Source organism: Puia sp. P3 (assembly GCF_050632245.1).
GTDB lineage: Bacteria > Bacteroidota > Bacteroidia > Chitinophagales > Chitinophagaceae > Puia.
In genome coordinates, this window is record NZ_CP192583.1 from 1,350,555 (window position 1) to 1,371,913 (window position 21,359).

A 21,359-nucleotide genomic window follows, 5' to 3' on the forward strand; every position below is an offset into this window, starting at 1 on the left:
CGTAATTTACATAGAAGGCAAGACTACCGCTTTCATGCGTCATGCTTTCTTTTTAGTTGCAAGGTAATATTCGTTTCTTCCTTTAAAAAGCCATAGACTTTTTCGAACTCTGCCAATAGATCCTCGTTCATGATACCATTATCGAGCAGAGTGAAATCCAAATCTTCAGAAAATCGATAATCCGGAAAGTAGACCTTCTTGAGAACTGTACCTCCTTTGAACACCAGGTTATCGGAAAGGATGGCATTCTTGGAAATACCAAGCAACAGCCAGCTCAGCACATAATCCTTTTCTATTTGGGTGTCCTTGAGCTTGTATTTTTTAGCGACGGCATTAATTTCTTTCGAGGTGGATCATATCATGTGAATATGGGTGAAGTAATGTCTGTTGTTTCCATATTCTGCAAAACATTCCACTTGTGTATCCATTTTCCTTTCTTTTCGTAGGAGGGTTCTAGCAGAATAAAGGAGTTGGATCTTATTCGCTGAAGATCGTCAGAAATAGGGTTACTTATATCCAGCAAATCCAATAGAAATCCTAACCGTTTAATCACTGATTGGGCTTTAAACCGTTCGCAATAATGATATAGTTTTGGATAATCTATTTTGTCTTTCGATTTATATAATGCTTTCGCTATTTCGACGATACCGCCGGAGTAATCTGGCTTATAGAGACTGTCGACAAATGTTTTCTCCAGGTCGGAGCAGCTTACCTTGTTAAAAGCATCGATCCATATTTTCTTGCCGCCAAAGAAATGGTGGGCATTGTGATATATGAATTGAAATTTGATGCCCTGGATTTCTAGTATGGAAGGCTTTACCTGTTGGTTCACGACAATGCGTTCAACGAGGGAAGGTTGGGTAATCAGGCTATGGATCTCCATCGCGCTGTAGTAGCCGATATAATGTTCCGCATCACCGACAAGGTATTTTGCGATCAAATGCCAGTTGGGGAAATAGGTTTTCCGGTCTTGTTCATAAGGTATAATCCAATAAACTCCTTCTTTCAGACGTAAGAGTAACCCGCGTTTAATCATGTCACGCATCAGCTTCTTGACTGCGTCTTTGGTAGAAGTCTTTAGTAATGAGTATGCTTCGTCTGTTGTAAAGGCTGGCCGATTCAAGTCGTTGAAGTGTTTTACGACTTGAGCAGATTTGTTTGACAATGTTTTGTATGTTGTATCCATTTAGGGACTTTTGAAGTCTCTATAAAGATAGAAAATATTTTATAATTTATTATAAAGCTTCTTGGAGACTTGGGAGGTCTCTAAATGAATATAAAAACAGTTACAATGGGTAATTGGCAATTAACCAGATTGTTATGCCCGCAAATCGCTCTTCAGCTTTAATAACAGGGGCTCAGTCTACCATTAGTAATTTACAGGGCGTGGGGTCAATTGCCGCTAACAATGACCTCGCAATACTTGGTGTTGAAATTATAGCTTGGCCCGGAGCCAGATTCGGCAGGTTGTTCCATAAACTGTTGTCTACTCCGCCTATGGAACGTTTTAGACGATTGACTACATTAGCATCATTGATTTTGTGCAAGATAAAACTGTTGATCAGACCCAATACTTCATCGGGTAAGTGTTGAGGGAGCTGGATAACGAAAATTAAACCTAGCCATCTTTTCCTCCCTCTACGGGCAATTCTGGCGACCTGTTCAAATAGGTTAGACATTCTTTCAATCTTTTCTCTGGATAGGAACTCATGCGCTTCCTCAATAATGATGGAAACGGGGGTAGGGCTTTTTCCTTTTTTAGGGCAGACTCGTAGGCCTCTTCCTGTACCAATTGTATTTCGCGCAACAAGTTGGCGATTACAATATTGTTTATCATGGTAGAGTCTGTATCGCTTAGATCAATAATAGACATTGCGCCTGCCTGGATCAACTCTTTAAATGGAATTGGGATCCGGAGGGACCCCTTAATGGTTTCGAGGTGGGCATTGATGGTCTTCGCTTCCTCTGTGTTTCCCTTCACCCGCTGAGCTTTGACATCCCAAAGGATAGGGGGAATTTCGCGATTGGTGCGGATCTCGGCCCGCTCTCCATTGACAGAGACGCGGACGGAAAGAGGGGCCTTGCCGTTTTTCAGGCGGTGCTTGACTTGCCAGATGAGGATCGAGAAGGTGTGCTTCGTGTTCATACAATTCAATTTTTTGATAACCGAATAGTTGTTTTGAAGCTCTTTTCCCAGGGTGAAATCCGGTTCGGCCAAACCGCTGAAACCGCGGCCAGCAAGGGTTTCTGGACTATTCGGTTATCAAATTTCCGGTGGCTAACGTGATAACCGAATTGCGACCGAATAGATGGACATGATTGATAGCGATTGGACATGCCCGAAAAGCAAAAACCCGCATCAGCATTGCATCTGAAGCGGGTTTAAACGACTTGGTCTGAGTGACTTGCGGACCGGACGGGACTCGAACCCGCGACCTCCGCCGTGACAGGGCGGCATTCTAACCAACTGAACTACCGATCCGTGGTATGTTGATTTGTTGGGGGTGCAAAGATAGGGGAAGGAGGGGGGAATAAACAAATTGGAGAGATAAAAATAATGGGTGTGGTTTTGACGTAGAGAAGTAGTGGTGGAAGTGATGGATTGTTGGGGGAAAATGGGGATGTTTGCGGGGAATGGAAGGGAAACGGACATACAGCAAGACAAGAATTGCGCCCACCCCGAGTGGGTTTTTGCATTTGGGGAATGTGGTGTCGTTCGTGAGGACGGTGGGTCTGGCGAAGTCTTTTGGTGCAAGGATTTTGCTGAGAATCGATGATATGGATCGGGAGCGGGTGGTGCCGGAATATGTGCAGGATATTTTTGATGTGTTGAATTTTTTGGAACTGCCGTGGGAGGAGGGGCCCCGGAATGTGAAGGAGTTTGAACGGGAATGGTCACAGGTGCATCGCATGGGGATGTATCGGGAGGCATTGGAAGATTTGAGGGAGAAGGGGGATGTCTTTGCCTGCAGCTGTTCGAGGGCGAAGGTAATGAGGGATAGTCCGGATGGTGTTTATGCGGGGACTTGCAGGGATAAGGAGTTGTCTTTTTGATTCCGGGGATGTGGAGCTGGAGGTTGAGGACGGGGGATGAGGAGGTTGAAATTAGAATGATGGAAGGAGGAATTGTGAAGAAGAGGTTGCCGAAGGAGATGAAGGATTTTGTGGTGCGGAAGAGGGACGGGTTTCCGGCGTATCAGCTAAGCTCGTTGGTGGATGATCGTTTTTTTGGCGTGGACCTGGTGGTCAGGGGAGAGGACCTCTGGGCGTCGACGGTGGCGCAGTATTATCTGGCGGTCAGGCTGGGGAGAGAGTTTGTGGCGACAGGTTTTTATCATCATGCGTTGCTTATGGCGAAGGAGGGAAAGAAATTGTCGAAGTCAGCGGGGGATACTTCCATTCAGTATCTGAGGAAGCAGGGTTGGAAAAAGAAGGATGTGTATACGATGATCGCGCGGATGATGGGTGTGGCGGATGAGCCCGCGGACTGGGAGGAATTGTGGGGACTATTAAATGAAAGCATATGAAAAGATTGTTGGTATTGCTGATGGTTGCGATGACGGCCGGGCAGGGGTTGGGGCAAAAGGTTATGAAACCGAATGTGCTGATCATTCTGATGGATGATATGGGTTATGGCGATACGGAGCCTTATGGGATGACGGGGATATCGACCCCTAATTTTAACAGGCTCTGCGGGGAGGGGACAAGGTTTACGCATTACAACGTGGGGCAGCCCGTGTGTACGGCTTCGCGAGCAGCCTTGCTGACAGGCTGCTATCCCAACCGGGTCGGCATGTGGGGTGCATTGCTGCCCGGGTCGAAGATCGCGCTGGACCCAAAAGAGGAGACGCTGGCCATGCTACTGAAGAAGAATGGCTATGTCACGGGAATGCTGGGGAAATGGCATCTGGGGAATAAGCCATCCTATTGGCCGTTACATTATGGGTTCGATTCGTTTTTGGGGCTGCCCTATTCGCATGATATCTGGCCGAGGGATAAGGATGGGAACCCGATCACAGACCAAAAGAATATGAGAAGTCTCTGGCCGGAGCTGACGATGATCGAAGGGGATAGGGTCGTGGACACGATAAAAACGCATGCACAGCAGGAACAGTTCACGACGCTATTTACTGAAAGGGCGGAAAAGTTCATACGGGCTAATCGACAGCATCCGTGGTTGCTCTATCTGGCGCAGCCGATGCCTCATGTGCCTTTGGCGGTTTCGGAAAAGTTCAGGGGAAAGAGCGAACTGGGGTTGTTCGGGGACGTTATTATGGAGCTCGACTGGAGTCTTGGACAAATTATGAAGACGCTGGATGAAACGGGGCAGGCTAAGAACACGATACTCATCGTGGCCAGCGATAATGGACCGTGGCTGAACTTTGGAAATCACGCCGGCAGCTCGGGGGATTCCGGGAGGGAAAGGGAACGACGTTCGAGGGTGGGACGAGGGTGCCTCTGATCATTCGCTGGCCGGGACAGATTCAGGCAGGAGGAGTGAACAGCCATTTAATAACAGGGATGGACCTGCTGCCGACCATCGCCGCCGCAACGGGGTCCGGGCTGCCGGCCAACCGGATCGACGGGTTGAACTTTTGCCCTCGCTGCAAGGGAGCAACAGCGTGGGGCCACGGGAAACGTTCTACTATTATTACAACAAAAACAGTCTGGAGGGAGTGCGATATAAGAATTGGAAGCTGGTATTGCCGCATCCTGCCAACGTTTATACGTCATCGTTGCATGGAAAGGATGGAAATGGGGGAAGCATTCTGAAGCAGGATATACCGATGGCGCTGTATGATCTGGCGCATGACCCGGGAGAAGCTTATGATGTACAGCAGCTATACCCGGAGGTTTTGCAGCATTTGCTGAAGATAGCTGACGAGGCGAGGGCTGACCTGGGAGACGATCTGACGGGACAGGAGGGCAAGAACAGGAGGGCGGCGGCGAAGGTGGAGTAGTTGCCCGGGAAGTGATGGCCCCGGGTGGAGACGTGGCCCGCGGCGGGAAGAGGTTGTGCCTGAGAGGTGGGGGTTATTTTTTGTGGCACAGGAAGACGGATTCGTTCTCCTGGATAGCGTAGATGCGGAAGGGGGCGAGGGTTTCCGGTGAAAGGGGGTCGACGTGAAACCCGGCTTGCCGGAGGCGATGGATATAGTCCGTTTTTGAATAGATGCGCACGTGGTCTTTTTGACCGTACAGGGCCGCCTGCCGGACGGGGTCGTCGATAAAGGGTTCTTCGATGGTCGTTGGCAGGGTTTCGGAGTAGGGTACCTGCAGGATGGCGAAGCCGTGGTTACGGAGCACGCGGAACATTTCTTTCATGGCCTTTGCGTCTTCGGGGATATGTTCGAGGACGTGGTTGGCGATCAGCACATCAAAACTATTATCAGGGAAAGGGAGACTTGTCGCGTCGGCATAGCGGACTGAGCTGTCGATGTTGCGATAGAATCCGGGGGTGAGGTCTACGGTGGTGACGTGGCCGGTCACTCTTATGTAATTATAGAGGTGTTTTTCGGGAGAGAAATGGAGTATATGTTTTTCGGCGACGGGGAGGTTGGTTTCGAAGACGGCTTTCAGGAGTCGTTCTCTGTTCTTACTAAGGCAGCGGGGGCAGCAGACGTTGTCGCCAAAGCCCGCGATAACGTGGTTGTCGATGATGGCCGTCGCTATGTCGGGGCCGGGATATTCCGGAACGAATTTTTTATAAGTAGCGCCGCAGAAGTTACATTGGAAAAATGGGGCTTGCCGGTGGCGTATTTTGCATAAGCGATCCTGAGATATTGGATGCGTATCCCGTCGAGGACCGCCCTGTATGTGGATTGGAGAGGGTGGTAGAGGCGAAGTTTCTTTAATAGCGTTTTCAGGTATTCTTTCATAAGCTTTCAGCGATGTGATATACAGCGGAAGCCCAGGTGCTCCATGCCGGAGTCTTCGGTACTTTCATACGGCGTGATACGCGATAGCCGGAGCAATAAGAATCGTTGCAAAGAAAGGAGCCGCCGCGGATGACGCGTTTTGTCGCATATGGTTCGTCAGGATCATAACTTTTGACCGGACCTTTTGGGTTTGTTAAACCGTCGGAAACGGAGTAGTAGTTATTATTGTAAAAGTCGGAGCACCATTCCCAAACATTTCCTGCTATATCGTAGAGGCCATAGCCGTTGGGGGCAAAATGATCCCACCGGTGCCGTATGATAGTAGTGGTCGGTCTCTGTATTCCTGTCCGGGAAATGGCCGTCCCAGAAATTCCCCTTTGCCTTGCCGGAGTTGACGCCTTCGTTGCCCCAGGGATAGTCGTTATCTTTCAGGCCGCCCCGCGCCGCAAATTCCCATTCCGCTTCGGTGGGCAGGCTCTTGCCGGACCATTTACAATAGGCCATTGCGTCGTACCAGGAGATGTGCACAACGGGGTAGTTGTCTTTTCCTTCGATATTGCTGCCGGGTCCCTGCGGATGTTTTCAGCCGGCGCCTTTTTTCCAGGCCCACCACTGGCTGTAGTCGTCGAGAGGTATGGGGTGATCCGGAGGAGAGAAGACGAGTGATGCGGGGACGAGGAGGCTTTGGTCGGGTGTGGGCGTACCGGGTGGAAGTTGTTGCTTTAGCTGATCCCAGTCGGGCTTTTTCTCGGCGGTGGTGATATAGCCGGTTGCCTTGACAAAGGCGGCGAACTGTGCGTTGGTGACTTCCGTCCTGTCCATCCAGAAGCCGTCGACGGTAACGGTGTGTTTAGGGTATTCGTCGGGTTGGGCTTCTTTGTTGTCTCCGCCCATATGATAGGTTCCGCCGGGGATCCAGACCATGCCTGGGTGAGGGGTGCCGAGGCGGGGTGTGTCGGGGTTGGCTGGTTGTTGGGTGTTTGACGTGCCGGTGGCGGCGAAGCGGGAAGGGATGCCGGATTCGCAGGAGATCGCTTTTGTTTTTGTGGATGCGAGTTTGGTCGGGTCAGTGGCGATGGCTGCGTTTTGCTGTTGCGTATTGTCGCCGCAACCGGCAGCGAAGAATAAAAGAAAAATGATCAGCCTCCCGCGTAGCATACTCCTGAATTGTAGGACGCAAAATAGGGAATATTTATTGAAGTAAGACGGGATTGGCGCGGGGGATCAGTGGGCCGCGAGGATGGAAGTTGCGGGTTTGTGGTTGAAATTATAGAACAATAGGGAGCAGGCGACGCAGGTAACGATCAGCACGATCCAGAGAGTGATGAAGCTGTAGCGCTCTACGATGATCGAGCCGATCGCAGGGCCGGCGATACGGGCGACCGACCAGAGAGGGCGTAGGCGCCGGAGTATTTGCCGATGTTGTGCTCTTTTGCGCGCTGGAGGACGAACGAGCCGATGAAGGGCATGGCCAGCATCTCGCCGGCGGTGATCAGCAGGACGCAGGCGCCTCCTGAAATGAGGGGGAAGCTGACGGGGAGGATGAGGAGCAGATAGCCGACCGCGGTGAGGGCCACGCCGGCGGCGATATACATGGAAGTATTGGGTTTGCGCTTCTCGAAATAGCGGACCAGTGCCAGCTCGAAACCCGCGACGACGATACCGTTAAGACCCATCAGTATGCCAATAGTAGACTCGTTCATATTCCACTGCTCTTTCCAGTAGACGGGTACCAGCCTGAACAATAGGAAAAAGCAGGTAGTGTAGACTGTTGCGATTCCCAGGAAACGAATAAAGATGGTGTCGGTGAAGACGGAGGCTTGTTTCACTGTGGCGGTTGTGGATTGTGAGGAGTATTTGAAAGGGGCTGCTTTTGGTAAGAGGGCGATGATCAATGCGCTTCCCAGCAGATAACTGGCTCCTTCGCCCCAGAAGAGCCACTGATAGTTGAAGGCGGCGAGTATCCCTCCCAGAGAGCTGCCGATGCCAAATCCGATGTTGGTCGCCAGTCTGTTCAGTGCGTTGGCGCGGGTGATGGTGCCTTCTGCGGCGTAGGTGGCGATGGCCGCATAGTTGGCCGGGCGGAAGGCCTCGGCAAAGAGACTCGCGCCGGTGCAGAGCGCGCACAAAACCCAGAAGTTGTGGACGGCCCCAAAGCCGATGAAGAGCAGGCCGGTGGCGGCCGTGGTGATGATCTGCACCGGCGGAAGCCCAGCCGCCCCGTCAGATAGCCGCCGAAGAGGGAGCCGGCAATTGCGCCGATGCCAAACAGCGTGATGATCAGGCCTGCGTCGGCAAGGCTGCGGTGGAGCTGTTCGGTGACATAGATACTCATAAAAGGAATGGCCATCGTGCCGCAGCGATTGATGAAGATGACGAGACTGAGTAAATATGTTTCGCGATTGAGGCCCTGAAAGGCGTCGCGATAGGTGGTGGCGAGTGACATGGCTCTATTGTTTTTTATTGATCAGTGCGTCGATACTCCAGCGATACCCTGCCTGGGTGCTTAGCAGGAAGCCCGCGGCACTGACGGTGAAGACGGAATAGTTAATGGGTGAAGTAATGCCATAGCTGATGGCCATGGCGATGGCGAAACCGGCGGTGAGTATTCCGCTGGCGAAGGCAGCCTGCCGGGTAAACAGGCCGAGGAGAAGGAGGATACCCACGGAGATCTCGGCGATGGTAGCGACGACGGCCAGTATCTCTGCGAGCCCGCGCGGAAGGAAACCCATCACTTCGTGTGCGTAGGCGGAGAAGTGCTGCCAGTCGCCCCAGCTGACCCAGGGTTTGCCGTTGGGGCCCCAGACTCCGAGGCGATCGAGGCCGAGGATGGTGAAGCCCGATCCCATGGCCAGGCGGAGGTAGAGTTGTGTTATGGCTTTGTTCATGTATGCTGAATTATTTCAAAACAAATATCTAACTTTACTGGACCAGTAACATGGTCCAGTTTTTATATAGCAGATGGCCCAGATATTACCTTTTGACCGACTGATCGTTTTCGACAGAACCGGGGATACCGCGGTATACCTGCAGATAGCCAATGCCCTTGTCCATCATATCCGGACGGGGGTATTGAGGCGGGGATCGCAGCTGCCTGGGACGAGGGAGTTGTCCGTGATGCTGGGCGTGAACCGGAATACGATAAAGGCGACCCTCGATGAGCTGCAGGCGCAGGGGTGGATCGAGGCTATACCGAGGAAGGGCGTGTATGTGGCGTCGGATCTCCCGGAGGTGAGGCCGGGGAGGGAAATAGGGGGAGGTGGGGCCCTGGGGAGGGAGACCGGAAAGGCGGGAGAACCGGGGACCGGAGGGGTGATGGTGGGCTGGTGGGTGCGGGTCTGCCGTTGAGTGAGCGTGGGGCCGCCGCTGCCAATTTCGATCTGTTGTACGAAGATGAAGGGGGAGTTATGGACAGGAGGCGCAAACCAGGGAATATTTTTATCGACGATGGTTTTCCGGACAGCCGGCTTGCTCCGATGGATGTTTTTTTGAGGGAGGTAAGAAGTCTGCCGGGTTTGCCTTCCTTCCGCCAGTATATGCAGTATGGGTCGCCGATAGGGACAGACTATCTGATCGGCATCCTGACGAACTATCTCAACGATACGAGGGGCTCCGTATCGGCAAAGGAACGCTGATGATCACGAGGGGAGTGCAGATGGGGACCTATCTTGCTGCGAATGTTTTGCTGAAGCCGGGGCAGCCAGGTGGTGGTGGGTGAGCCCGGTTATGCTTATGCCAATAAGACGTTCGAGAAGCTGGGAGCGGTGCTCAACCGCGTTGCTGTGGACGAGCAGGGTATCGACGTAACGGCGGTGGAACGGCTTTGTAAGAAAAAGAAGATATCACTGGTATATGTCATGCCGCATCATCATAGTCCAACCACGGTGCGGCTGTCCCCCCAACGGCGGATACGGTTGCTGGAGCTTGCGCGTCAGCACCGGATGGCGATCATCGAGGACGATTATGACTATGACTTCCATTATGATTCCAATCCGGTATTGCCGATGGCCAGTCTGGATCACTATGGAAATGTCATCTATGTCGGAACGCTGAGCAAGACGCTGGTGCCGGCGGTGCGTCTTGGATTTATGACGGGACCGGAGGATTTTATACAGCTTGGCGGCGAAAAGACGATCGATCATAGATTTTCAGGGGGATGCATTTACGGAGCTTGCAATGGCGGAGTTATTCCGAAACGGTACGGTCAGCAGGCATATACACAAATCCGTTAGAACGTATCACCAGCGAAGGGATCATTTTTGTGCTCTGCTGGAGAGTGAGCTCGGGGCCAGTGGTCCAGTTCGTTCGGCCGGAAGGCGGGATGGCGGTATGGGTGAAATGGCCGCAGGTGGATCTGGCGAGATTGTCGGAACTTGCGGGTGGTAAGGGGCTTGATATCAGCGATGGTAAATTTTATAATCCGCCGGGGAGGAACTATTTTGGCATGAGGATGGGGTTTGCGTCGCTGGATGAAAGGGAGCAGGAGAAGGCGGTGGGGATATTGAGGGAATGTTTGAAGAAATTGTGACGGATATTTTTGGAAGGAGAAAAAGATGTTAATCAATGACGTTTGAGCAATTAATGAGGGAGCCGAAGCATCTGCTGCTGAAGAGTATCAGCGGGAACCGGGCGTATAATCTGGCGCCGGCTTCCTCAGGTTCGGATATCAGGGGCATATTTGTGTTGCCGCAGAGGGAGCTTTATGGTCTGAGCTATACGGATCAGGTGGCAAATGAGAGTAATGATGAGACCTTTTTCGAGCTTGGGAAATTTATGGGGTTGCTATGCAGGAACGATCCTGATATGCTTGAATTGATCGGCGTACCGGAGAATTGCATATTGGTCCGTCATCAATTGATGCAGCTGATCAGGCCGGAGGATTTTCTTTCCCGGTGGTGTCTGGATACGTTTGTGGGGTATGCGAAGGAGCAGCTGAAGAAGGCAAAGGGGGACGGGAAGAATTATCGCGCCGAGAATATGATGCATAGTATCCGGCTGTTGAATATGGCGGAGGAGATTGCCAGGTATAAGAGGGTGGTCGTATATCGGGAGGACCGGGAGTTTTTGCTTCGTATCCGCGGCGGGGAATTCGGGTATGAGGAATTGATGGATATGGTGGAGGGGAAAATGCTAAAAGTAGAGGAGGCATACAGGAAAAGCGACTTGCCGGACGCGCCGGAGATTGGTCCTGCAGAGGAGTTGCTGGTAAGGATCAGGGAGGAATTTTATCAGAGAAGTATCGTGCATGCGGTCTCCATTCATCCATATGATCCGGGTTGGCCTAAGCGGGCAGGGGAGATTGCGGTGCAGCTTAAGCAGGTTTTGGGGGAAAATCTGATCAGGGTGGAACATATCGGTTCGACATCCGTGCCGGGTCTTTCGGCCAAGCCTGTGATCGATCTGATACCGATCGTGCGCGATCTGGAAGAATTAGATCAGCAGCAGCATCTGATAAAGGCCTTGGGGTATGAGTGGAGGGGTGCTTTTGGTATCAGCGGCAGAAGATTCTGTCCGTTGACCAGTCCGTCGGGGGAGCGGGTCGTTCATCTGCACTTTTTTCAGGAGGGGGCGGTCAATATTTTGCGTCATCTCGCCTTTCGCGATTATCTGCGTGCTCATCCGCAAATTGCACGGGAGTACGAAGCCGAGAAACGGAGGGCCGCCCGGCTGCATCCGGCGGATTCGCTGGCGTACAATGATGAGAAGGCGGCGTGGGTGCAGAAATATGAAAAGGCTGCGGTCGAATGGTATGAGAAGAATGCCGATATCAAAAATAAGTCAATAGCTTTGTAGTGAATGCAGATACCTCCGTCCATCGACGTCGCCGGGTTTGTACGGCACTATCTTTTCCTTGACGGGGAAGGGGATGCGGTGCATCGGCTGCGGCTTTTTCCGGATGGGAATACGGGGATAGTCGTCAATTCGTCTTCGCCGCTGACGCTGGATGGCCAGATTCTTCCCGATGCGTTTCTGTATGGTCAAATTACCGAGTTTAAGGATATTTATTGTCACGGACCGTCCCGGTTATTTATCGTCGTCGTGCGGCCGGATGGTTTTAACCGTCTGTTTGGATTGAGTGCCGGTGAGCTGAAAGACAAAGTAGTTGCGCTTGGGGATGTATTTGGGGTTGAGGGGGAAGGTCTGGAGGCGGGCGATTGCCGGTGCGGGTGGGGCGGAGGAAACGATAGGGATCGTGGAGGATTTTTTCCGGAAGCTGTCTTCAGAGCGATCGTTGGATGGCAATTCATTGGTTGCAGCGTCGCTGCAGCTGATTCAAAAAAATAATGGAATGATTGCCGTGGGTCAGCTTGCGGAGGGCCTCGGATGTCATAAGCGGCGGCTGGAGCGCCAGTTCATGAATGCCGTTGGGCTTAGCCCCAAGCGGTTCTGTAATATCGTTCGCGCCCATGCATTTTTGAAGCATTTGCCGGAGGGGGAGAGTCTCACGGGATATGCCTACGAGAGTGGATATTATGACCAGGCGCATCTGATCCGGGAGTTTAAGCAGATGACGGGGCTGACGCCCTCGCAGTATTTAAAAAAGACCGTGCCGCTGGCGGTGAATTTTCTTCGGATGGAGGGGTGAGAGAATGTGAACCGCGGGAAGGGACCGGATGGATAGATGAGGTCGGGAGCCCGGTTGTCGCGTTTGTACAATTTTGAGTCCCGAAGTTTTTTCAGTTTTGCAGCATGAAAAAACTTGCAATTGCAACTGCTCAGTTCGAGCATCGGAGTGGGGACAAAACTTACAACCTCAATACTATCGAACGGATGACGGCTGATGCCGCCGGGAAAGGCGCGGATGCCATTGCTTTTCATGAATGTTCGGTTACGGGCTATACGTTTGCGCGTAAACTGTCGAGGGAACAAATGCTGGATCTGGCCGAACCGATGCCGGACGGACCTTCCATACAGCGACTGACGGATATCGCGGCCAGGTACGATGTAGCGGTTCTTGCGGGTCTTTTTGAAAAGGATGAGGAGGACCGCCTTTACAAGGCCTATGTCTGCGTTGACAAAACGGGCCTTGTGGCCAAATTCAGAAAGCTGCATCCCTTTATCAATCCATATCTGACGCCTGGGAATGCGTACTGCGTTTTTGAGCTGTTTGGGTGGAAATGCGGGATACTTATCTGCTACGACAACAATGTTATCGAGAATGTAAGGGCGACAAGGCTGCTGGGAGCCGATATTATCTTTATGCCGCATGTCACAATGTGTACGCCCTCTACGCGGCCGGGTGCGGGTTTTGTCGATCCTCAGCTGTGGATGAACAGGGAGAATGATCCGACGTCATTGCGGCTGGAGTTCGAAGGGATGAAAGGACGGGACTGGTTGATGAAATGGCTGCCGGCGAGGGCTTATGACAACGGTATCTATTGTGTGTTTGCCAATGCGATCGGGATGGACGACGATCAGCTGAAGAATGGCCGTTCGATGGTGCTGGACCCCTTCGGCGATGTTCTTGCGGAATGCACGGAGCTCGGTGATCAGTTCGTTCTCGCCACGCTGGTGCCGGAGAAGCTGAAGCAGGCAGGCGGGTACCGCTATATTCAAGCGCGGAGACCGGAGTTGTACCGGGATATTATCGGGCAGGACCATGTCTCCGAACAGAAAGTAGTGTGGCTTTGAAGGGGTTGGGGATGCCCTCGCGGTGATGTGGCTTTGAGTGGCGGTTAGCCCTCGTAGAAGGGTAGTGTTTTTGAGATAGCTGGAAGAAACGGCCAGCCGCGACGCGTAGAATTTGACGCTCATCTTTTTTGAATAGTTTGACTCCAGCAGGTGTTGAAACCGTTGGTAGAGTTCGACGTTGCGGTCTTTTGTCGCCATCGGGGTGATAGTATTCGAATACCGGTGCAGGTAGACCAGGAAGATCCGCAGGAGGCCGAGAGCGACGTCGGTCTGCTGGTAACGCATATGCTCATATTCGCTCCATAGCAGCCTTACCACGCCGTTGAGCTGGGTTCTGTCCGCGTCCGCGATCTGTATCTCGGTATATTCGACCGCGCCGCCGTGAAAGCAGTCGGAGCTGAACAGGGGGCGGAAGTGACCCTGGCCGCGTCGACGAATGTTTTGTCGAATGAGAAGATATATCCTTCGGCCTCCTGGCCGAACCGGAGCTGGTTCATATTCAGGAACCGGAAGCAATAGACTTTGTTAGCGGAAAGGTGGCCTTCGTTGCCGCCGCTGTAGTACATCCCTTTGCCGCGCTGTAGCCAGACGATACAATATTCTGACCAGGACAGGCTCTCCTGTTGGTCCGCTGTCGTAGATGTTCTGATCGTTTGCAGAGAGATCGATGTCGTGCATTTCATTTTTAATAATTTATGAAATGGCTGATCCAAAGTGCATACCAGTTCGGCAGGCAATTGTATGTCAGTATTTTGCGTTGCTTTTTGGCCACGGTGAGGTGATTGAGGGCATTGATATATCGTCGTTCGGCGATAGGTCGTGGCGAGGGGCAACGGAGGGGGTGTGTCTGTGGTATTATTTGACTGCGCGCAGCCTTATTCCGACGAATGCGGTGACGAGGAAGACGGCGCTCGCGCAAATGGCTGCCGTCAGATTCATAGACCGGACGAAGGCTGTTCTGGCCGTATTCACAAAAATGGAGCCCAGCGGCTCACCGAGCTGGATGCCCGCGGACAGGGCGGCTCCAAGGGTGTTGCGGGAGGCTTCCCGCAGCGAGACGAGATGCCTGCCGGAACTCCGAAGTCCATTCTTGCCCTATAGGCTGCTGTCCAGATGCTGCCCAGCAGCGCGATGCCCAGTGCGCTGCCGAGGGTGGTGCTCGTTTCCGAGATGCCTGCCGCGGCACCGGCGCTTTGGGGTGGGGCAGAAGCAACCACCATATCGATGCCGAGCGTGACGACTGTGCCGCAGCCCAGAGAAATAACAACGGACCCTGTGAGCAGGCCTGCCAGATCATGTGTACCGGTAAAGGCGAGCGCAGCTGCGCCGGCGCCCATAACGGTCAGGCCTATCGTCATGAGCGGTCCCCGGCGGATGCGGCGCGCCAGTACGGGGGCGAGCGAGCATACGACGATGCTGGCCGCTGCGCTGGGGATGGTCAACAGTCCTGCTGTAACGGCATCCATTCCGAGGACCAGTTGAAGGTACTGACTGACAAAAAGGAATATTCCGGACCAGGTGAAGAGGGATATCATCAATGCTGACAGCGAAGTAGTAAATGTGCGATTTCGAAAAAGGCTGAAATCGACGAGGGGGTCTTTTATTGTCCGTTGCCTGTTCCAGAAAGCGGCGCCGAGTACGAGCCCGACGACTATGAAGGCGAAGGACAGGACGCCGGCACCTGTCTGCGATATCTGTTTGATACCGTAAATAACTGCGAGTACCGTCATAACGAGCAGGCCGGTGCTGACAAGGTCCATCGGCGCAGGCCGGGTCGCGCGAAATTCCGGCAGCAGGCGGGGGGCTATCAGGAGCAGGAGGAGCATAACCGGCACCGGCATCAGGAATACCGCTCCCCACCAGAATTTGTCGAGCAGGAATCCACCGATGAGGGGCCCGAGCATGGTGCCTGCGGAGAAGCAGGTGGTCCGGGCGCCGATGGCCGTCGTTCGCTGGGCTTCGTCATGAAACATATTCCGGATAATGGACAGGGTAGATGGCAGAAGGGTGGCTCCGGCGATGCCCAGCATGCCGCGGGCGAAGATCAGCGTGAGGGCGCCGGGGGAGAAGGCTGCTGCTACGGAGGCTATGGCGAATGCGACCCCGCCGATGAGGAGTAGTCGCCGCCGGCCAATTCTGTCGCCGAGGGTTCCCATGGTGATCAGGAAGCCGGCTTCGAGGAAGCCATAGCTGTCGGAGATCCAAAGCAGCTGGACGCTGTCGGGCTTCAGCGCGGTGCTGAGAGCGGGTACGGCGAGGTACATGACCGTCATGTCCATTGACACCAGCAGCGCGGGGAGGGCCAGTACGGCGAGGCCGATCCATTCTTTGCGTCCGGCCTTTTGTTGCGGTAGTGCTGTGGTGTCCATGAAATGTTTTGGTCAAACTTACCATTAATGGGTTGGGTTGGCAAGGCGTGATTGCGACAATTTTGGGGTGTGGGTGCGACACGAGGATAGTTCGGGTGTGGTAATGGCCATCCCGGGAGTGATCTGGTCCACTATGGGAGTTAGTGTTTGGGGGTGGTTGAAGAGAGGGTTAATTTGGTGGTATAAATTGTCTAAAATGAAAAAGTCCCTGTTTTCTTTGTTTGTTGCCGTCGCGGCTTTTGGTGGGTCTGTCAGTGCGCAGCAGTCCGGGGTGCGGAGGACCGACCTTCAGCGGCACGATCTCAGCGCTCCGGGCCGGGAGGCCATTCAGGTGCGTGTCGATATCGATCCTGGGGTGACCGCGCCGGCGCATAAGCATCCGGGTGAAGAGATCATTTATGTTCTGGAAGGGGTGATGGAATATGACGTTGAAGGTAAGCCGCCGGTGACGCTGAAGGCGGGGGATGTATTGTTCATCCCGGCGGGGGTGGTACACTCAGCGAAAAATGTGGGGACCGGGAATGCGGGTGAACTGGCGACATATGTGGTGGAAAAGGGGAAGCCGTTGGTAGAGGTGGTGAAGCGATAACGCGGGATGGCGTTTTGACAAATGAGTACCAGAGAGCAACCATTCACGAAGGAATGCGTCTACCGGGACCCGCATCTCTGGAAGGATGCATATAATCTACGGGCGCATAAAAAAGCCCCGGCAAAGCCGAGGCATTTTTTGATCTTGCGGACCGGACGGGACTCGAACCCGCGACCTCCGCCGTGACAGGGCGGCATTCTAACCAACTGAACTACCGATCCGGCTCATTTCCGGTTGTTGGGGCTATACGGGTGTGTAGCCTTTAAATTTTCGGGATGGCAAAGATAGGAGATTTTTGATTTTATCCAACAAACTGAAACAAAACTTTCACAGAAAAATTTGCATCCCTTAATTTTACAACCTTATAACAATCCTGGTGGGCTTTGGCGCGCCGGGTGTAACACAATCAATATGCCCCAAGCAAAAAATCGACAATTCCCTGGACTTTGAAAAACCGATCAAGGAGTTATTTGATGAGATTGAAAAACTTAAGCAGACTGCCGAGAAGACCAAGGTGGATCTGAGCGATTCTATAAAGAAGCTGGAAGATCAGGTCATTGAGAAGCGCCGGGAGATAACGCAGCATTTGACGGCCTGGCAGAAGGTACAGCTGAGCCGCCATCCTGACCGCCCCTACACGTTGAAATATATCGATAAAATGTGTACCAATTTTGTGGAGTTGTTTGGAGACCGGAATGTCAGGGATGACAAGGCGATGGTGGGTGGTTTTGCCCAGCTGGATGGACAGACGGTGATGATGATCGGGCAGCAGAAGGGGACCAATACCAAGATGCGGCAGCTGAGGAATTTTGGGATGGCCAATCCGGAAGGATATCGTAAAGCGTTGCGACTGATGAAGTTGGCCGAAAAATTCAACAAGCCTATCGTGACTTTGATCGACACGCCCGGGGCCTATCCCGGGATGGAAGCGGAAGAAAGGGGTCAGGGAGAGGCGATTGCCCGGAATATATATGAAATGATGCGTTTGAAAGTGCCGGTCATCTGCGTGGTGATTGGAGAGGGGGCCTCTGGCGGGGCGCTCGGCATTGGAGTGGGAGACCGGGTATTTATGCTCGAAAACTCCTGGTATACGGTCATTTCTCCGGAAAACTGCAGTTCTATTCTCTGGCGCAGCTGGGATCAGAAGGAGAAAGCCGCTGAGGAGCTTCGCCTGACGCCCGACAATATGTATAAGTTCGGGTTGATCGATAGCATCGTCCCGGAGCCGCTGGGCGGGGCCCATTGGGACTACAGTGAGGCGGCTGGGCTGCTGAAGCCTAAGCTGGTAGAGACGCTCCGTGAGCTTGGGCAGATAGACCCCGGGCAACGGATAGAGAAGCGGATCGAAAAGTTTGGCCGGATGGGCTTCTGGAATGAAGTGCCGGCGTAGATGAACCCGGGACCGGGGCGGCCGGGCGGGGCCCAACTGGGACTGGGGCCGGGTTGAGGGGAACGGGGTAATTTAACAACATATTCTTTTTAATACTTAATAATAATGGGACTTCGTGAACAGCTCCGTGGGACCGGAGTGGCTTTGGTAACGCCTTTTCAAAAGAATTTTAGCGTAGACTACACTGCACTGGGCAAGGTGATCGACTTTGTCATCGAAGGGGGTGTCAACTACGTTGTCAGCCTCGGGACGACCGGGGAAACGCCGACTTTGTCGAAGGAAGAGAAGAAGGAAATCGCGCTGTTCACCTACGATAAGGTGGCCGGAAGGGTGCCCGTGGTCGTGGGAATCGGGGGGAATAATACGGATGAACTGGTGCAGGAACTGGGTTCTTTTCCGCTGGACAAGGCTGTGGCGGTACTGAGCGCCAGCCCTTATTACAGCAAGCCGTCACAGGAAGGGCTTTTTCAGCATTACAAGGCGCTGGCTGCGGCTTCGCCAAAGCCTATTTTACTGTACAATGTTCCCGGCCGCACGGGCAGGAACCTGAATGCCGCTACGACGATCCGATTGGCAAAAGAAGTGAAGAATATCGCGGGTATCAAAGAGGCCAGCGGCGATATGGCGCAGTGCATGGAAATACTTCGGGACAAGCCGGAGGATTTCCTGGTCGTCAGTGGGGACGACGCGCTGGCTTTTCCGCAGATCGCCTGTGGAATGGAAGGGATAATCAGTGTGGCAGCCAATGCCTATCCCAGGGCGTTCAGCGATATGGTCAGTGCGGCTCTAAAATCAGACCTGCGCAAGGCCAAACAGATCAATGACAAGCTGATCGCCGGTTATGAGCTGATGTTCGCAGAGAACAACCCGGCCGGCGTGAAAGCCTTTATGAGCGAGATGAAGCTGATCGGCAATTATCTCCGTCTGCCGGTTGTGCCGGTCAGCGAGGGGTTGCAGGGGAAAATAAAAGAATACATAGCGGGATCATAGGCTTTGTTATATTTTACTGGCCGACGGGCTGCATGGCAACGGATATTGCTGGCAGCCCGTTTGCATTTTAAAGGTTATGCGAAGGGGAGTAAAATTTCTGATCTATGCCGCAGGCGCAATCGTCATATTGCTGGTGGCTGCATATCTTGTCGCAGGTCCATTGATCAGGCAGAAAGTGGACGCGGCATTGCGACAGTTGCCACCTTCCCTGCAGGTCAGTTATGCGTCGCTGGATCTGGGAGTCTTTACCGGGTCGGCAGTTCTTCGTGGTGTAGAGGTAAAGTTTGTTCCATTGGCGGATACGCAGCACCGACACTGGGTAGAAACCGGGAGGGTCGAACTTTCGGGGGTGCGCCTTTGGGACCTGGTTTTTTCGAAGGAGCTTAGGGCGGCCAGTCTGACTGTGGAAGGATGCAGGGCCGAACTGGATGAGTATCTCCTGAAGAAGGATATTCCGCTGCCTCGTGTGGAATCGCCTTTTGCTGTTGTGTCGATAGCGAAGATCCGGTGGAAGGATGTGAGGATGGAGGTGCATAGGGGAGGGGTGAAGACGGTCTATCTGGCAGGAGAAGGCTCGGTGAACAGAGATCGCCTGGCTGAGCTTCTGATCGATACTCTGAGGTCATGGCCTGGAGTGGACAAGTTGGAGCTGGGCCGGACGAAGGGACATCAGGTTGATTGGGTGGCGGCGAGCGGCGGCGATATAAGAGTTACGGGTCTGGATGTTGACGGACTTTTTGCACATCGGCTGATTGCGGATGAGATAAGTGTTGGACATGGCGTCGTATACGTGTTCAGGGACAGGCGGCTTCCGCTGGAGGCCGGAGAAAAGCCGATGCCGGCGGAGATGCTGAAGCGGCTGCCGATGGAGGTAAGGGTGCGATCGGTCAGGCTCGGGCTGACCCGATTTACGTATGAAGAGTTCCCTAAAAAAGGAGATAGCACGGGTGTCCTTCGGATACTTCGTCTGCGGTGCGTTGTCGCTCCGCTGATCAATCATCCTTTGCCCGGCGATCCGGACTATGTTGTGGTAAAGACCGAAGGATCGCTGATGGGATCGGGGACGGTGGAGGCGGCTACGAGGGTTCCGTTACAAAAAGGTGAAGCCTATAGGGTAGAGGGTGCGTTTCACCAGCTGGATCTGACAACGTTGAATCGGTCGGCCGAGACCCTGGGGGTATCCATCTGGAGTCAGGGATGCTGAACAGTCTGGAATTTGCGTTCCGAATGGATGAAGAACGGGCGACGGGGCAGATCGTTGGAGAATATCACCATCTTGTGGCGGATAAGCTGAGGGGCAATAAAAAGGTGGATAAGCTTAAATCGTTCTTTTTGAAGAGCCTGATCATACCGAAAGACAAGGACAGGAGTCTGTCCCTGGCGAAGCGAACGGGCAAGGTGGACTATAAGCGGGACCCGGAACGGTATTTTTCCTATTATTTACTGCATTCGTTGCTGGTGGGTGTCAAATCGAGCTTTTCACTGGGCTTTTTGTTGCCGGGCTAGATCTTATACGTGACGCCTTCGAGGGCGAGGTCGGTGTTGGGGAAGATCTCGCGCGCTTCCTGTTCGAAGGCCTGGAGTTTTTCGTATTTGGAGCTGAAATGGCCGATAAGGAGGCGCTGGACGCCGGCCATTTTTGCGATGGTAGCCGCCTGGGCGGTGGTACTGTGAAAGCGGCGTCCGGCCTGTTCTTCGAGGTCTTTGAGGTAGGTGGTTTCGTGATAGAGGAGGTCTACGCCGCTAACGTTGTGGGCGATGCGTTCGTCAAAAAGTGTGTCTGCGGCATAGGCGTACGATTTGGCTTTTGTTGCCGGCTCGGTGACCCATTGGTTCTCGACGATGCTGCCGTCTTTTTGAGATAGCTTTCGCCCCATTTGAGGCGGTCGAAAAAGGAAGAAGGAACCTCGTAGGTGCGGGCTTTTTCGGGGTTGACGCGACGGAACGGGCGTACTTCGCGGAATCGGAAGCCCCAGCAGGCGACGCGATGGTATACGGGGAAGCAGCTGACCTCGAATTTGGGTTCCCGGACGATGACGCCTTCGTCCTGGAGTGGATGAAAGCGGAGGGGATAGGGGAGCTGTATATCTGCGACCTTTAGCTGCAGGTCGATGATGTCTTTGAGGGCGGCGGGCGCGTGGAGGTGTATCTCCTGGGTCCTGCCGAGGAGGCCCATGCTGGTGAGCAGCCCGATGAGTCCGAAATAGTGGTCGCCGTGGAGATGGGAGATGAAAATATGGTTGATCTTGCTTCGGCGGATCTTGTATTTGGCCATTTGCATCTGGGTGCCTTCGCCGCAGTCGAGCAGGAAAAGCTGTTCTTCCATCGTAACCACCTGGGCGGTCGGGTGACGATCAAAAGCAGGTAGAGCGGAGTTGTTGCCTAAAATTGTGACGGCCAGCATTACTCGATTTTAAGGTTACGATCCTGACTGAACGGAGTCCAGTTGGCAGGGCAGGCTTGCGGCCGGCGCTACCGACACTTATTTTCCGTGGTTTAGACGATGGATA

At 53.3% G+C, this 21,359-nt stretch carries 29 protein-coding genes, 2 tRNA genes and 4 pseudogenes; 20 read left to right on the forward strand and 15 right to left on the reverse strand.

Annotation, left to right across the window (positions count from 1 at the left end):
- Window positions 1-32 precede the first annotated feature (32 nt).
- From ACQ86N_RS07835 to ACQ86N_RS07850, 4 genes are all read right to left on the reverse strand, one after another.
- On the reverse strand, window positions 33-281 hold the full coding sequence (locus tag ACQ86N_RS07835) for a nucleotidyl transferase AbiEii/AbiGii toxin family protein (protein WP_431214673.1): 249 nt from the start codon (window positions 279-281) through the stop codon (window positions 33-35).
- A gap of 77 nt (window positions 282-358) precedes the next feature.
- Entirely contained in the window at window positions 359-1,186 is an 828-nt protein-coding gene (locus ACQ86N_RS07840; protein ID WP_431214674.1) for a type IV toxin-antitoxin system AbiEi family antitoxin domain-containing protein, read from the reverse strand.
- A 432-nt stretch (window positions 1,187-1,618) separates the two neighbouring features.
- Entirely contained in the window at window positions 1,619-2,146 is a 528-nt protein-coding gene (locus ACQ86N_RS07845) for an Arm DNA-binding domain-containing protein (RefSeq protein ID WP_431214675.1), read from the reverse strand.
- Between the two features lie 262 nt (window positions 2,147-2,408).
- Window positions 2,409-2,482, reverse strand: a tRNA-Asp gene (locus ACQ86N_RS07850).
- A 152-nt stretch (window positions 2,483-2,634) separates the two neighbouring features.
- Here ACQ86N_RS07850 and ACQ86N_RS07855 point away from each other — a divergent pair.
- The 5 genes and pseudogenes from ACQ86N_RS07855 to ACQ86N_RS07875 all read left to right on the forward strand — a co-directional run bounded on the left by ACQ86N_RS07855 (window position 2,635) and on the right by ACQ86N_RS07875 (window position 4,961).
- Complete coding sequence (locus tag ACQ86N_RS07855; protein ID WP_431214676.1) at window positions 2,635-3,054, forward strand: glutamate--tRNA ligase family protein; 420 nt, start codon at window positions 2,635-2,637, stop codon at window positions 3,052-3,054.
- A 56-nt stretch (window positions 3,055-3,110) separates the two neighbouring features.
- Window positions 3,111-3,527, forward strand: a complete 417-nt coding sequence (locus ACQ86N_RS07860; RefSeq protein ID WP_431214677.1) for a glutamate--tRNA ligase family protein — start codon at window positions 3,111-3,113, stop codon at window positions 3,525-3,527.
- Window positions 3,524-4,462, forward strand: a complete 939-nt coding sequence (locus tag ACQ86N_RS07865; RefSeq protein ID WP_431214678.1) for a sulfatase-like hydrolase/transferase — start codon at window positions 3,524-3,526, stop codon at window positions 4,460-4,462. Before ACQ86N_RS07860 ends, ACQ86N_RS07865 begins: the two co-directional genes overlap by 4 nt.
- A pseudogene (locus ACQ86N_RS07870) lies at window positions 4,453-4,557 on the forward strand (hypothetical protein); the annotation flags it as partial. The gene ACQ86N_RS07865 and the pseudogene ACQ86N_RS07870, both read left to right, overlap by 10 nt.
- A gap of 65 nt (window positions 4,558-4,622) precedes the next feature.
- Entirely contained in the window at window positions 4,623-4,961 is a 339-nt protein-coding gene (locus ACQ86N_RS07875) for a hypothetical protein (RefSeq protein ID WP_431214679.1), read from the forward strand.
- A 73-nt stretch (window positions 4,962-5,034) separates the two neighbouring features.
- Here ACQ86N_RS07875 and ACQ86N_RS07880 read toward each other — a convergent pair whose 3' ends face one another.
- Window positions 5,035-5,490, reverse strand: a complete 456-nt coding sequence (locus tag ACQ86N_RS07880) for a class I SAM-dependent methyltransferase (RefSeq protein ID WP_431214680.1) — start codon at window positions 5,488-5,490, stop codon at window positions 5,035-5,037.
- A 45-nt stretch (window positions 5,491-5,535) separates the two neighbouring features.
- Between ACQ86N_RS07880 and ACQ86N_RS07885 the strand changes: the two genes are divergently transcribed.
- Window positions 5,536-5,769, forward strand: coding sequence for a hypothetical protein (locus ACQ86N_RS07885; protein WP_431214681.1), 234 nt, complete (start codon window positions 5,536-5,538; stop codon window positions 5,767-5,769).
- Window positions 5,770-5,875: 106 nt separating this feature from the next.
- Here ACQ86N_RS07885 and ACQ86N_RS07890 read toward each other — a convergent pair whose 3' ends face one another.
- The 5 genes and pseudogenes from ACQ86N_RS07890 to ACQ86N_RS07910 all read right to left on the reverse strand — a co-directional run bounded on the left by ACQ86N_RS07890 (window position 5,876) and on the right by ACQ86N_RS07910 (window position 8,767).
- Window positions 5,876-6,220, reverse strand: coding sequence for a formylglycine-generating enzyme family protein (locus tag ACQ86N_RS07890; RefSeq protein ID WP_431217318.1), 345 nt, complete (start codon window positions 6,218-6,220; stop codon window positions 5,876-5,878).
- Window positions 6,102-7,037, reverse strand: a pseudogene (locus ACQ86N_RS07895) (SUMF1/EgtB/PvdO family nonheme iron enzyme). The gene ACQ86N_RS07890 and the pseudogene ACQ86N_RS07895 overlap by 119 nt, the downstream one beginning before the upstream one ends.
- Before the next feature lie 182 nt (window positions 7,038-7,219).
- Window positions 7,220-8,080: an MFS transporter gene (locus tag ACQ86N_RS07900; protein ID WP_431214682.1), complete on the reverse strand. Its 861-nt coding sequence runs from the start codon at window positions 8,078-8,080 to the stop codon at window positions 7,220-7,222.
- A gap of 11 nt (window positions 8,081-8,091) precedes the next feature.
- A pseudogene (locus tag ACQ86N_RS07905) lies at window positions 8,092-8,325 on the reverse strand (MFS transporter); the annotation flags it as partial.
- A gap of 4 nt (window positions 8,326-8,329) precedes the next feature.
- Complete coding sequence (locus ACQ86N_RS07910; RefSeq protein WP_431214683.1) at window positions 8,330-8,767, reverse strand: DoxX family protein; 438 nt, start codon at window positions 8,765-8,767, stop codon at window positions 8,330-8,332.
- Window positions 8,768-8,840: 73 nt separating this feature from the next.
- On the opposite strand from ACQ86N_RS07910, the gene ACQ86N_RS07915 reads away from it, so the two are divergent.
- The 9 genes and pseudogenes from ACQ86N_RS07915 (at window position 8,841) to ACQ86N_RS07955 (ending at window position 13,817) form a co-directional block, all read left to right on the forward strand.
- On the forward strand, window positions 8,841-9,227 hold the full coding sequence (locus ACQ86N_RS07915; protein ID WP_431214684.1) for a GntR family transcriptional regulator: 387 nt from the start codon (window positions 8,841-8,843) through the stop codon (window positions 9,225-9,227).
- Window positions 9,206-9,514: a hypothetical protein gene (locus tag ACQ86N_RS07920; RefSeq protein ID WP_431214685.1), complete on the forward strand. Its 309-nt coding sequence runs from the start codon at window positions 9,206-9,208 to the stop codon at window positions 9,512-9,514. The genes ACQ86N_RS07915 and ACQ86N_RS07920 overlap by 22 nt, the downstream gene beginning before the upstream one ends.
- 69 nt (window positions 9,515-9,583) lie before the next feature.
- Entirely contained in the window at window positions 9,584-10,111 is a 528-nt protein-coding gene (locus ACQ86N_RS07925; RefSeq protein ID WP_431214686.1) for an aminotransferase class I/II-fold pyridoxal phosphate-dependent enzyme, read from the forward strand.
- Between the two features lie 29 nt (window positions 10,112-10,140).
- Entirely contained in the window at window positions 10,141-10,407 is a 267-nt protein-coding gene (locus ACQ86N_RS07930) for a hypothetical protein (protein WP_431214687.1), read from the forward strand.
- Between the two features lie 35 nt (window positions 10,408-10,442).
- On the forward strand, window positions 10,443-11,672 hold the full coding sequence (locus ACQ86N_RS07935) for a GrpB family protein (protein ID WP_431214688.1): 1,230 nt from the start codon (window positions 10,443-10,445) through the stop codon (window positions 11,670-11,672).
- 3 nt (window positions 11,673-11,675) lie between these two features.
- Window positions 11,676-11,924 (forward strand): annotated as a pseudogene (locus ACQ86N_RS07940) (DUF6597 domain-containing transcriptional factor); the annotation flags it as partial.
- A 70-nt stretch (window positions 11,925-11,994) separates the two neighbouring features.
- On the forward strand, window positions 11,995-12,465 hold the full coding sequence (locus ACQ86N_RS07945; RefSeq protein ID WP_431214689.1) for a helix-turn-helix domain-containing protein: 471 nt from the start codon (window positions 11,995-11,997) through the stop codon (window positions 12,463-12,465).
- A 104-nt stretch (window positions 12,466-12,569) separates the two neighbouring features.
- Complete coding sequence (locus tag ACQ86N_RS07950; protein ID WP_431214690.1) at window positions 12,570-13,511, forward strand: nitrilase family protein; 942 nt, start codon at window positions 12,570-12,572, stop codon at window positions 13,509-13,511.
- 153 nt (window positions 13,512-13,664) lie between these two features.
- Complete coding sequence (locus tag ACQ86N_RS07955; RefSeq protein ID WP_431214691.1) at window positions 13,665-13,817, forward strand: hypothetical protein; 153 nt, start codon at window positions 13,665-13,667, stop codon at window positions 13,815-13,817.
- A 5-nt stretch (window positions 13,818-13,822) separates the two neighbouring features.
- Here ACQ86N_RS07955 and ACQ86N_RS07960 read toward each other — a convergent pair whose 3' ends face one another.
- Both ACQ86N_RS07960 and ACQ86N_RS07965 read right to left on the reverse strand, forming a co-directional pair.
- Entirely contained in the window at window positions 13,823-14,194 is a 372-nt protein-coding gene (locus ACQ86N_RS07960) for a hypothetical protein (RefSeq protein ID WP_431214692.1), read from the reverse strand.
- A 285-nt stretch (window positions 14,195-14,479) separates the two neighbouring features.
- A complete protein-coding gene (locus tag ACQ86N_RS07965) occupies window positions 14,480-15,880 on the reverse strand; it encodes an MFS transporter (protein WP_431214693.1) in 1,401 nt (466 codons plus the stop codon).
- A 196-nt stretch (window positions 15,881-16,076) separates the two neighbouring features.
- On the opposite strand from ACQ86N_RS07965, the gene ACQ86N_RS07970 reads away from it, so the two are divergent.
- The gene (locus tag ACQ86N_RS07970) at window positions 16,077-16,469 is read left to right on the forward strand and encodes a cupin domain-containing protein (RefSeq protein WP_431214694.1); all 393 of its coding nucleotides are present in this window, start codon (window positions 16,077-16,079) and stop codon (window positions 16,467-16,469) included.
- A 147-nt stretch (window positions 16,470-16,616) separates the two neighbouring features.
- Here ACQ86N_RS07970 and ACQ86N_RS07975 read toward each other — a convergent pair.
- Window positions 16,617-16,690: transfer RNA gene (locus ACQ86N_RS07975), tRNA-Asp, on the reverse strand.
- A gap of 155 nt (window positions 16,691-16,845) precedes the next feature.
- Between ACQ86N_RS07975 and ACQ86N_RS07980 the strand changes: the two genes are divergently transcribed.
- From ACQ86N_RS07980 to ACQ86N_RS07995, 4 genes are all read left to right on the forward strand, one after another.
- Window positions 16,846-17,859 carry an acetyl-CoA carboxylase carboxyltransferase subunit alpha gene (locus ACQ86N_RS07980; RefSeq protein WP_431214695.1) on the forward strand — a complete coding sequence of 338 codons (1,014 nt, stop codon included), beginning with the start codon at window positions 16,846-16,848 and terminating at the stop codon, window positions 17,857-17,859.
- 105 nt (window positions 17,860-17,964) lie between these two features.
- Window positions 17,965-18,849, forward strand: coding sequence for a 4-hydroxy-tetrahydrodipicolinate synthase (gene dapA, locus ACQ86N_RS07985; RefSeq protein ID WP_431214696.1), 885 nt, complete (start codon window positions 17,965-17,967; stop codon window positions 18,847-18,849).
- 76 nt (window positions 18,850-18,925) lie between these two features.
- Window positions 18,926-20,053: a hypothetical protein gene (locus ACQ86N_RS07990; protein ID WP_431214697.1), complete on the forward strand. Its 1,128-nt coding sequence runs from the start codon at window positions 18,926-18,928 to the stop codon at window positions 20,051-20,053.
- Window positions 20,047-20,355, forward strand: coding sequence for a hypothetical protein (locus ACQ86N_RS07995; RefSeq protein ID WP_431214698.1), 309 nt, complete (start codon window positions 20,047-20,049; stop codon window positions 20,353-20,355). The genes ACQ86N_RS07990 and ACQ86N_RS07995 overlap by 7 nt, the downstream gene beginning before the upstream one ends.
- Here ACQ86N_RS07995 and ACQ86N_RS08000 read toward each other — a convergent pair.
- Both ACQ86N_RS08000 and ACQ86N_RS08005 read right to left on the reverse strand, forming a co-directional pair.
- Window positions 20,352-20,486 (reverse strand): hypothetical protein, encoded by a 135-nt coding sequence (locus ACQ86N_RS08000; protein WP_431214699.1) that lies wholly within the window; start codon window positions 20,484-20,486, stop codon window positions 20,352-20,354. The genes ACQ86N_RS07995 and ACQ86N_RS08000 overlap by 4 nt on opposite strands.
- A gap of 98 nt (window positions 20,487-20,584) precedes the next feature.
- Window positions 20,585-21,253, reverse strand: coding sequence for an MBL fold metallo-hydrolase (locus tag ACQ86N_RS08005; protein ID WP_431214700.1), 669 nt, complete (start codon window positions 21,251-21,253; stop codon window positions 20,585-20,587).
- Window positions 21,254-21,359 lie beyond the last annotated feature (106 nt).

Bases quoted from the DNA above. Each gene is read 5' to 3' on its own strand.
- ACQ86N_RS08000 (WP_431214699.1), bottom strand. From the start codon at position 20,486: ATGGCCGGCGTCCAGCGCCTCCTTATCGGCCATTTCAGCTCCAAATAC.
- ACQ86N_RS07935 (WP_431214688.1), top strand. From the start codon at position 10,443: ATGACGTTTGAGCAATTAATGAGGGAGCCGAAGCATCTGCTGCTGAAG.
- ACQ86N_RS07915 (WP_431214684.1), top strand. From the start codon at position 8,841: ATGGCCCAGATATTACCTTTTGACCGACTGATCGTTTTCGACAGAACC.
- ACQ86N_RS07990 (WP_431214697.1), top strand. From the start codon at position 18,926: ATGCGAAGGGGAGTAAAATTTCTGATCTATGCCGCAGGCGCAATCGTC.
- ACQ86N_RS07945 (WP_431214689.1), top strand. From the start codon at position 11,995: ATGTATTTGGGGTTGAGGGGGAAGGTCTGGAGGCGGGCGATTGCCGGT.
- ACQ86N_RS07950 (WP_431214690.1), top strand. From the start codon at position 12,570: ATGAAAAAACTTGCAATTGCAACTGCTCAGTTCGAGCATCGGAGTGGG.
- ACQ86N_RS07855 (WP_431214676.1), top strand. From the start codon at position 2,635: ATGGAAGGGAAACGGACATACAGCAAGACAAGAATTGCGCCCACCCCG.
- dapA (WP_431214696.1), top strand. From the start codon at position 17,965: ATGGGACTTCGTGAACAGCTCCGTGGGACCGGAGTGGCTTTGGTAACG.
- ACQ86N_RS07995 (WP_431214698.1), top strand. From the start codon at position 20,047: ATGCTGAACAGTCTGGAATTTGCGTTCCGAATGGATGAAGAACGGGCG.
- ACQ86N_RS07865 (WP_431214678.1), top strand. From the start codon at position 3,524: ATGAAAAGATTGTTGGTATTGCTGATGGTTGCGATGACGGCCGGGCAG.
- ACQ86N_RS07910 (WP_431214683.1), bottom strand. From the start codon at position 8,767: ATGAACAAAGCCATAACACAACTCTACCTCCGCCTGGCCATGGGATCG.
- ACQ86N_RS07860 (WP_431214677.1), top strand. From the start codon at position 3,111: ATGATGGAAGGAGGAATTGTGAAGAAGAGGTTGCCGAAGGAGATGAAG.
- ACQ86N_RS07960 (WP_431214692.1), bottom strand. From the start codon at position 14,194: ATGAAATGCACGACATCGATCTCTCTGCAAACGATCAGAACATCTACG.
- ACQ86N_RS07970 (WP_431214694.1), top strand. From the start codon at position 16,077: ATGAAAAAGTCCCTGTTTTCTTTGTTTGTTGCCGTCGCGGCTTTTGGT.
- ACQ86N_RS07845 (WP_431214675.1), bottom strand. From the start codon at position 2,146: ATGAACACGAAGCACACCTTCTCGATCCTCATCTGGCAAGTCAAGCAC.
- ACQ86N_RS07885 (WP_431214681.1), top strand. From the start codon at position 5,536: ATGTTTTTCGGCGACGGGGAGGTTGGTTTCGAAGACGGCTTTCAGGAG.
- ACQ86N_RS07840 (WP_431214674.1), bottom strand. From the start codon at position 1,186: ATGGATACAACATACAAAACATTGTCAAACAAATCTGCTCAAGTCGTA.
- ACQ86N_RS08005 (WP_431214700.1), bottom strand. From the start codon at position 21,253: ATGCTGGCCGTCACAATTTTAGGCAACAACTCCGCTCTACCTGCTTTT.
- ACQ86N_RS07965 (WP_431214693.1), bottom strand. From the start codon at position 15,880: ATGGACACCACAGCACTACCGCAACAAAAGGCCGGACGCAAAGAATGG.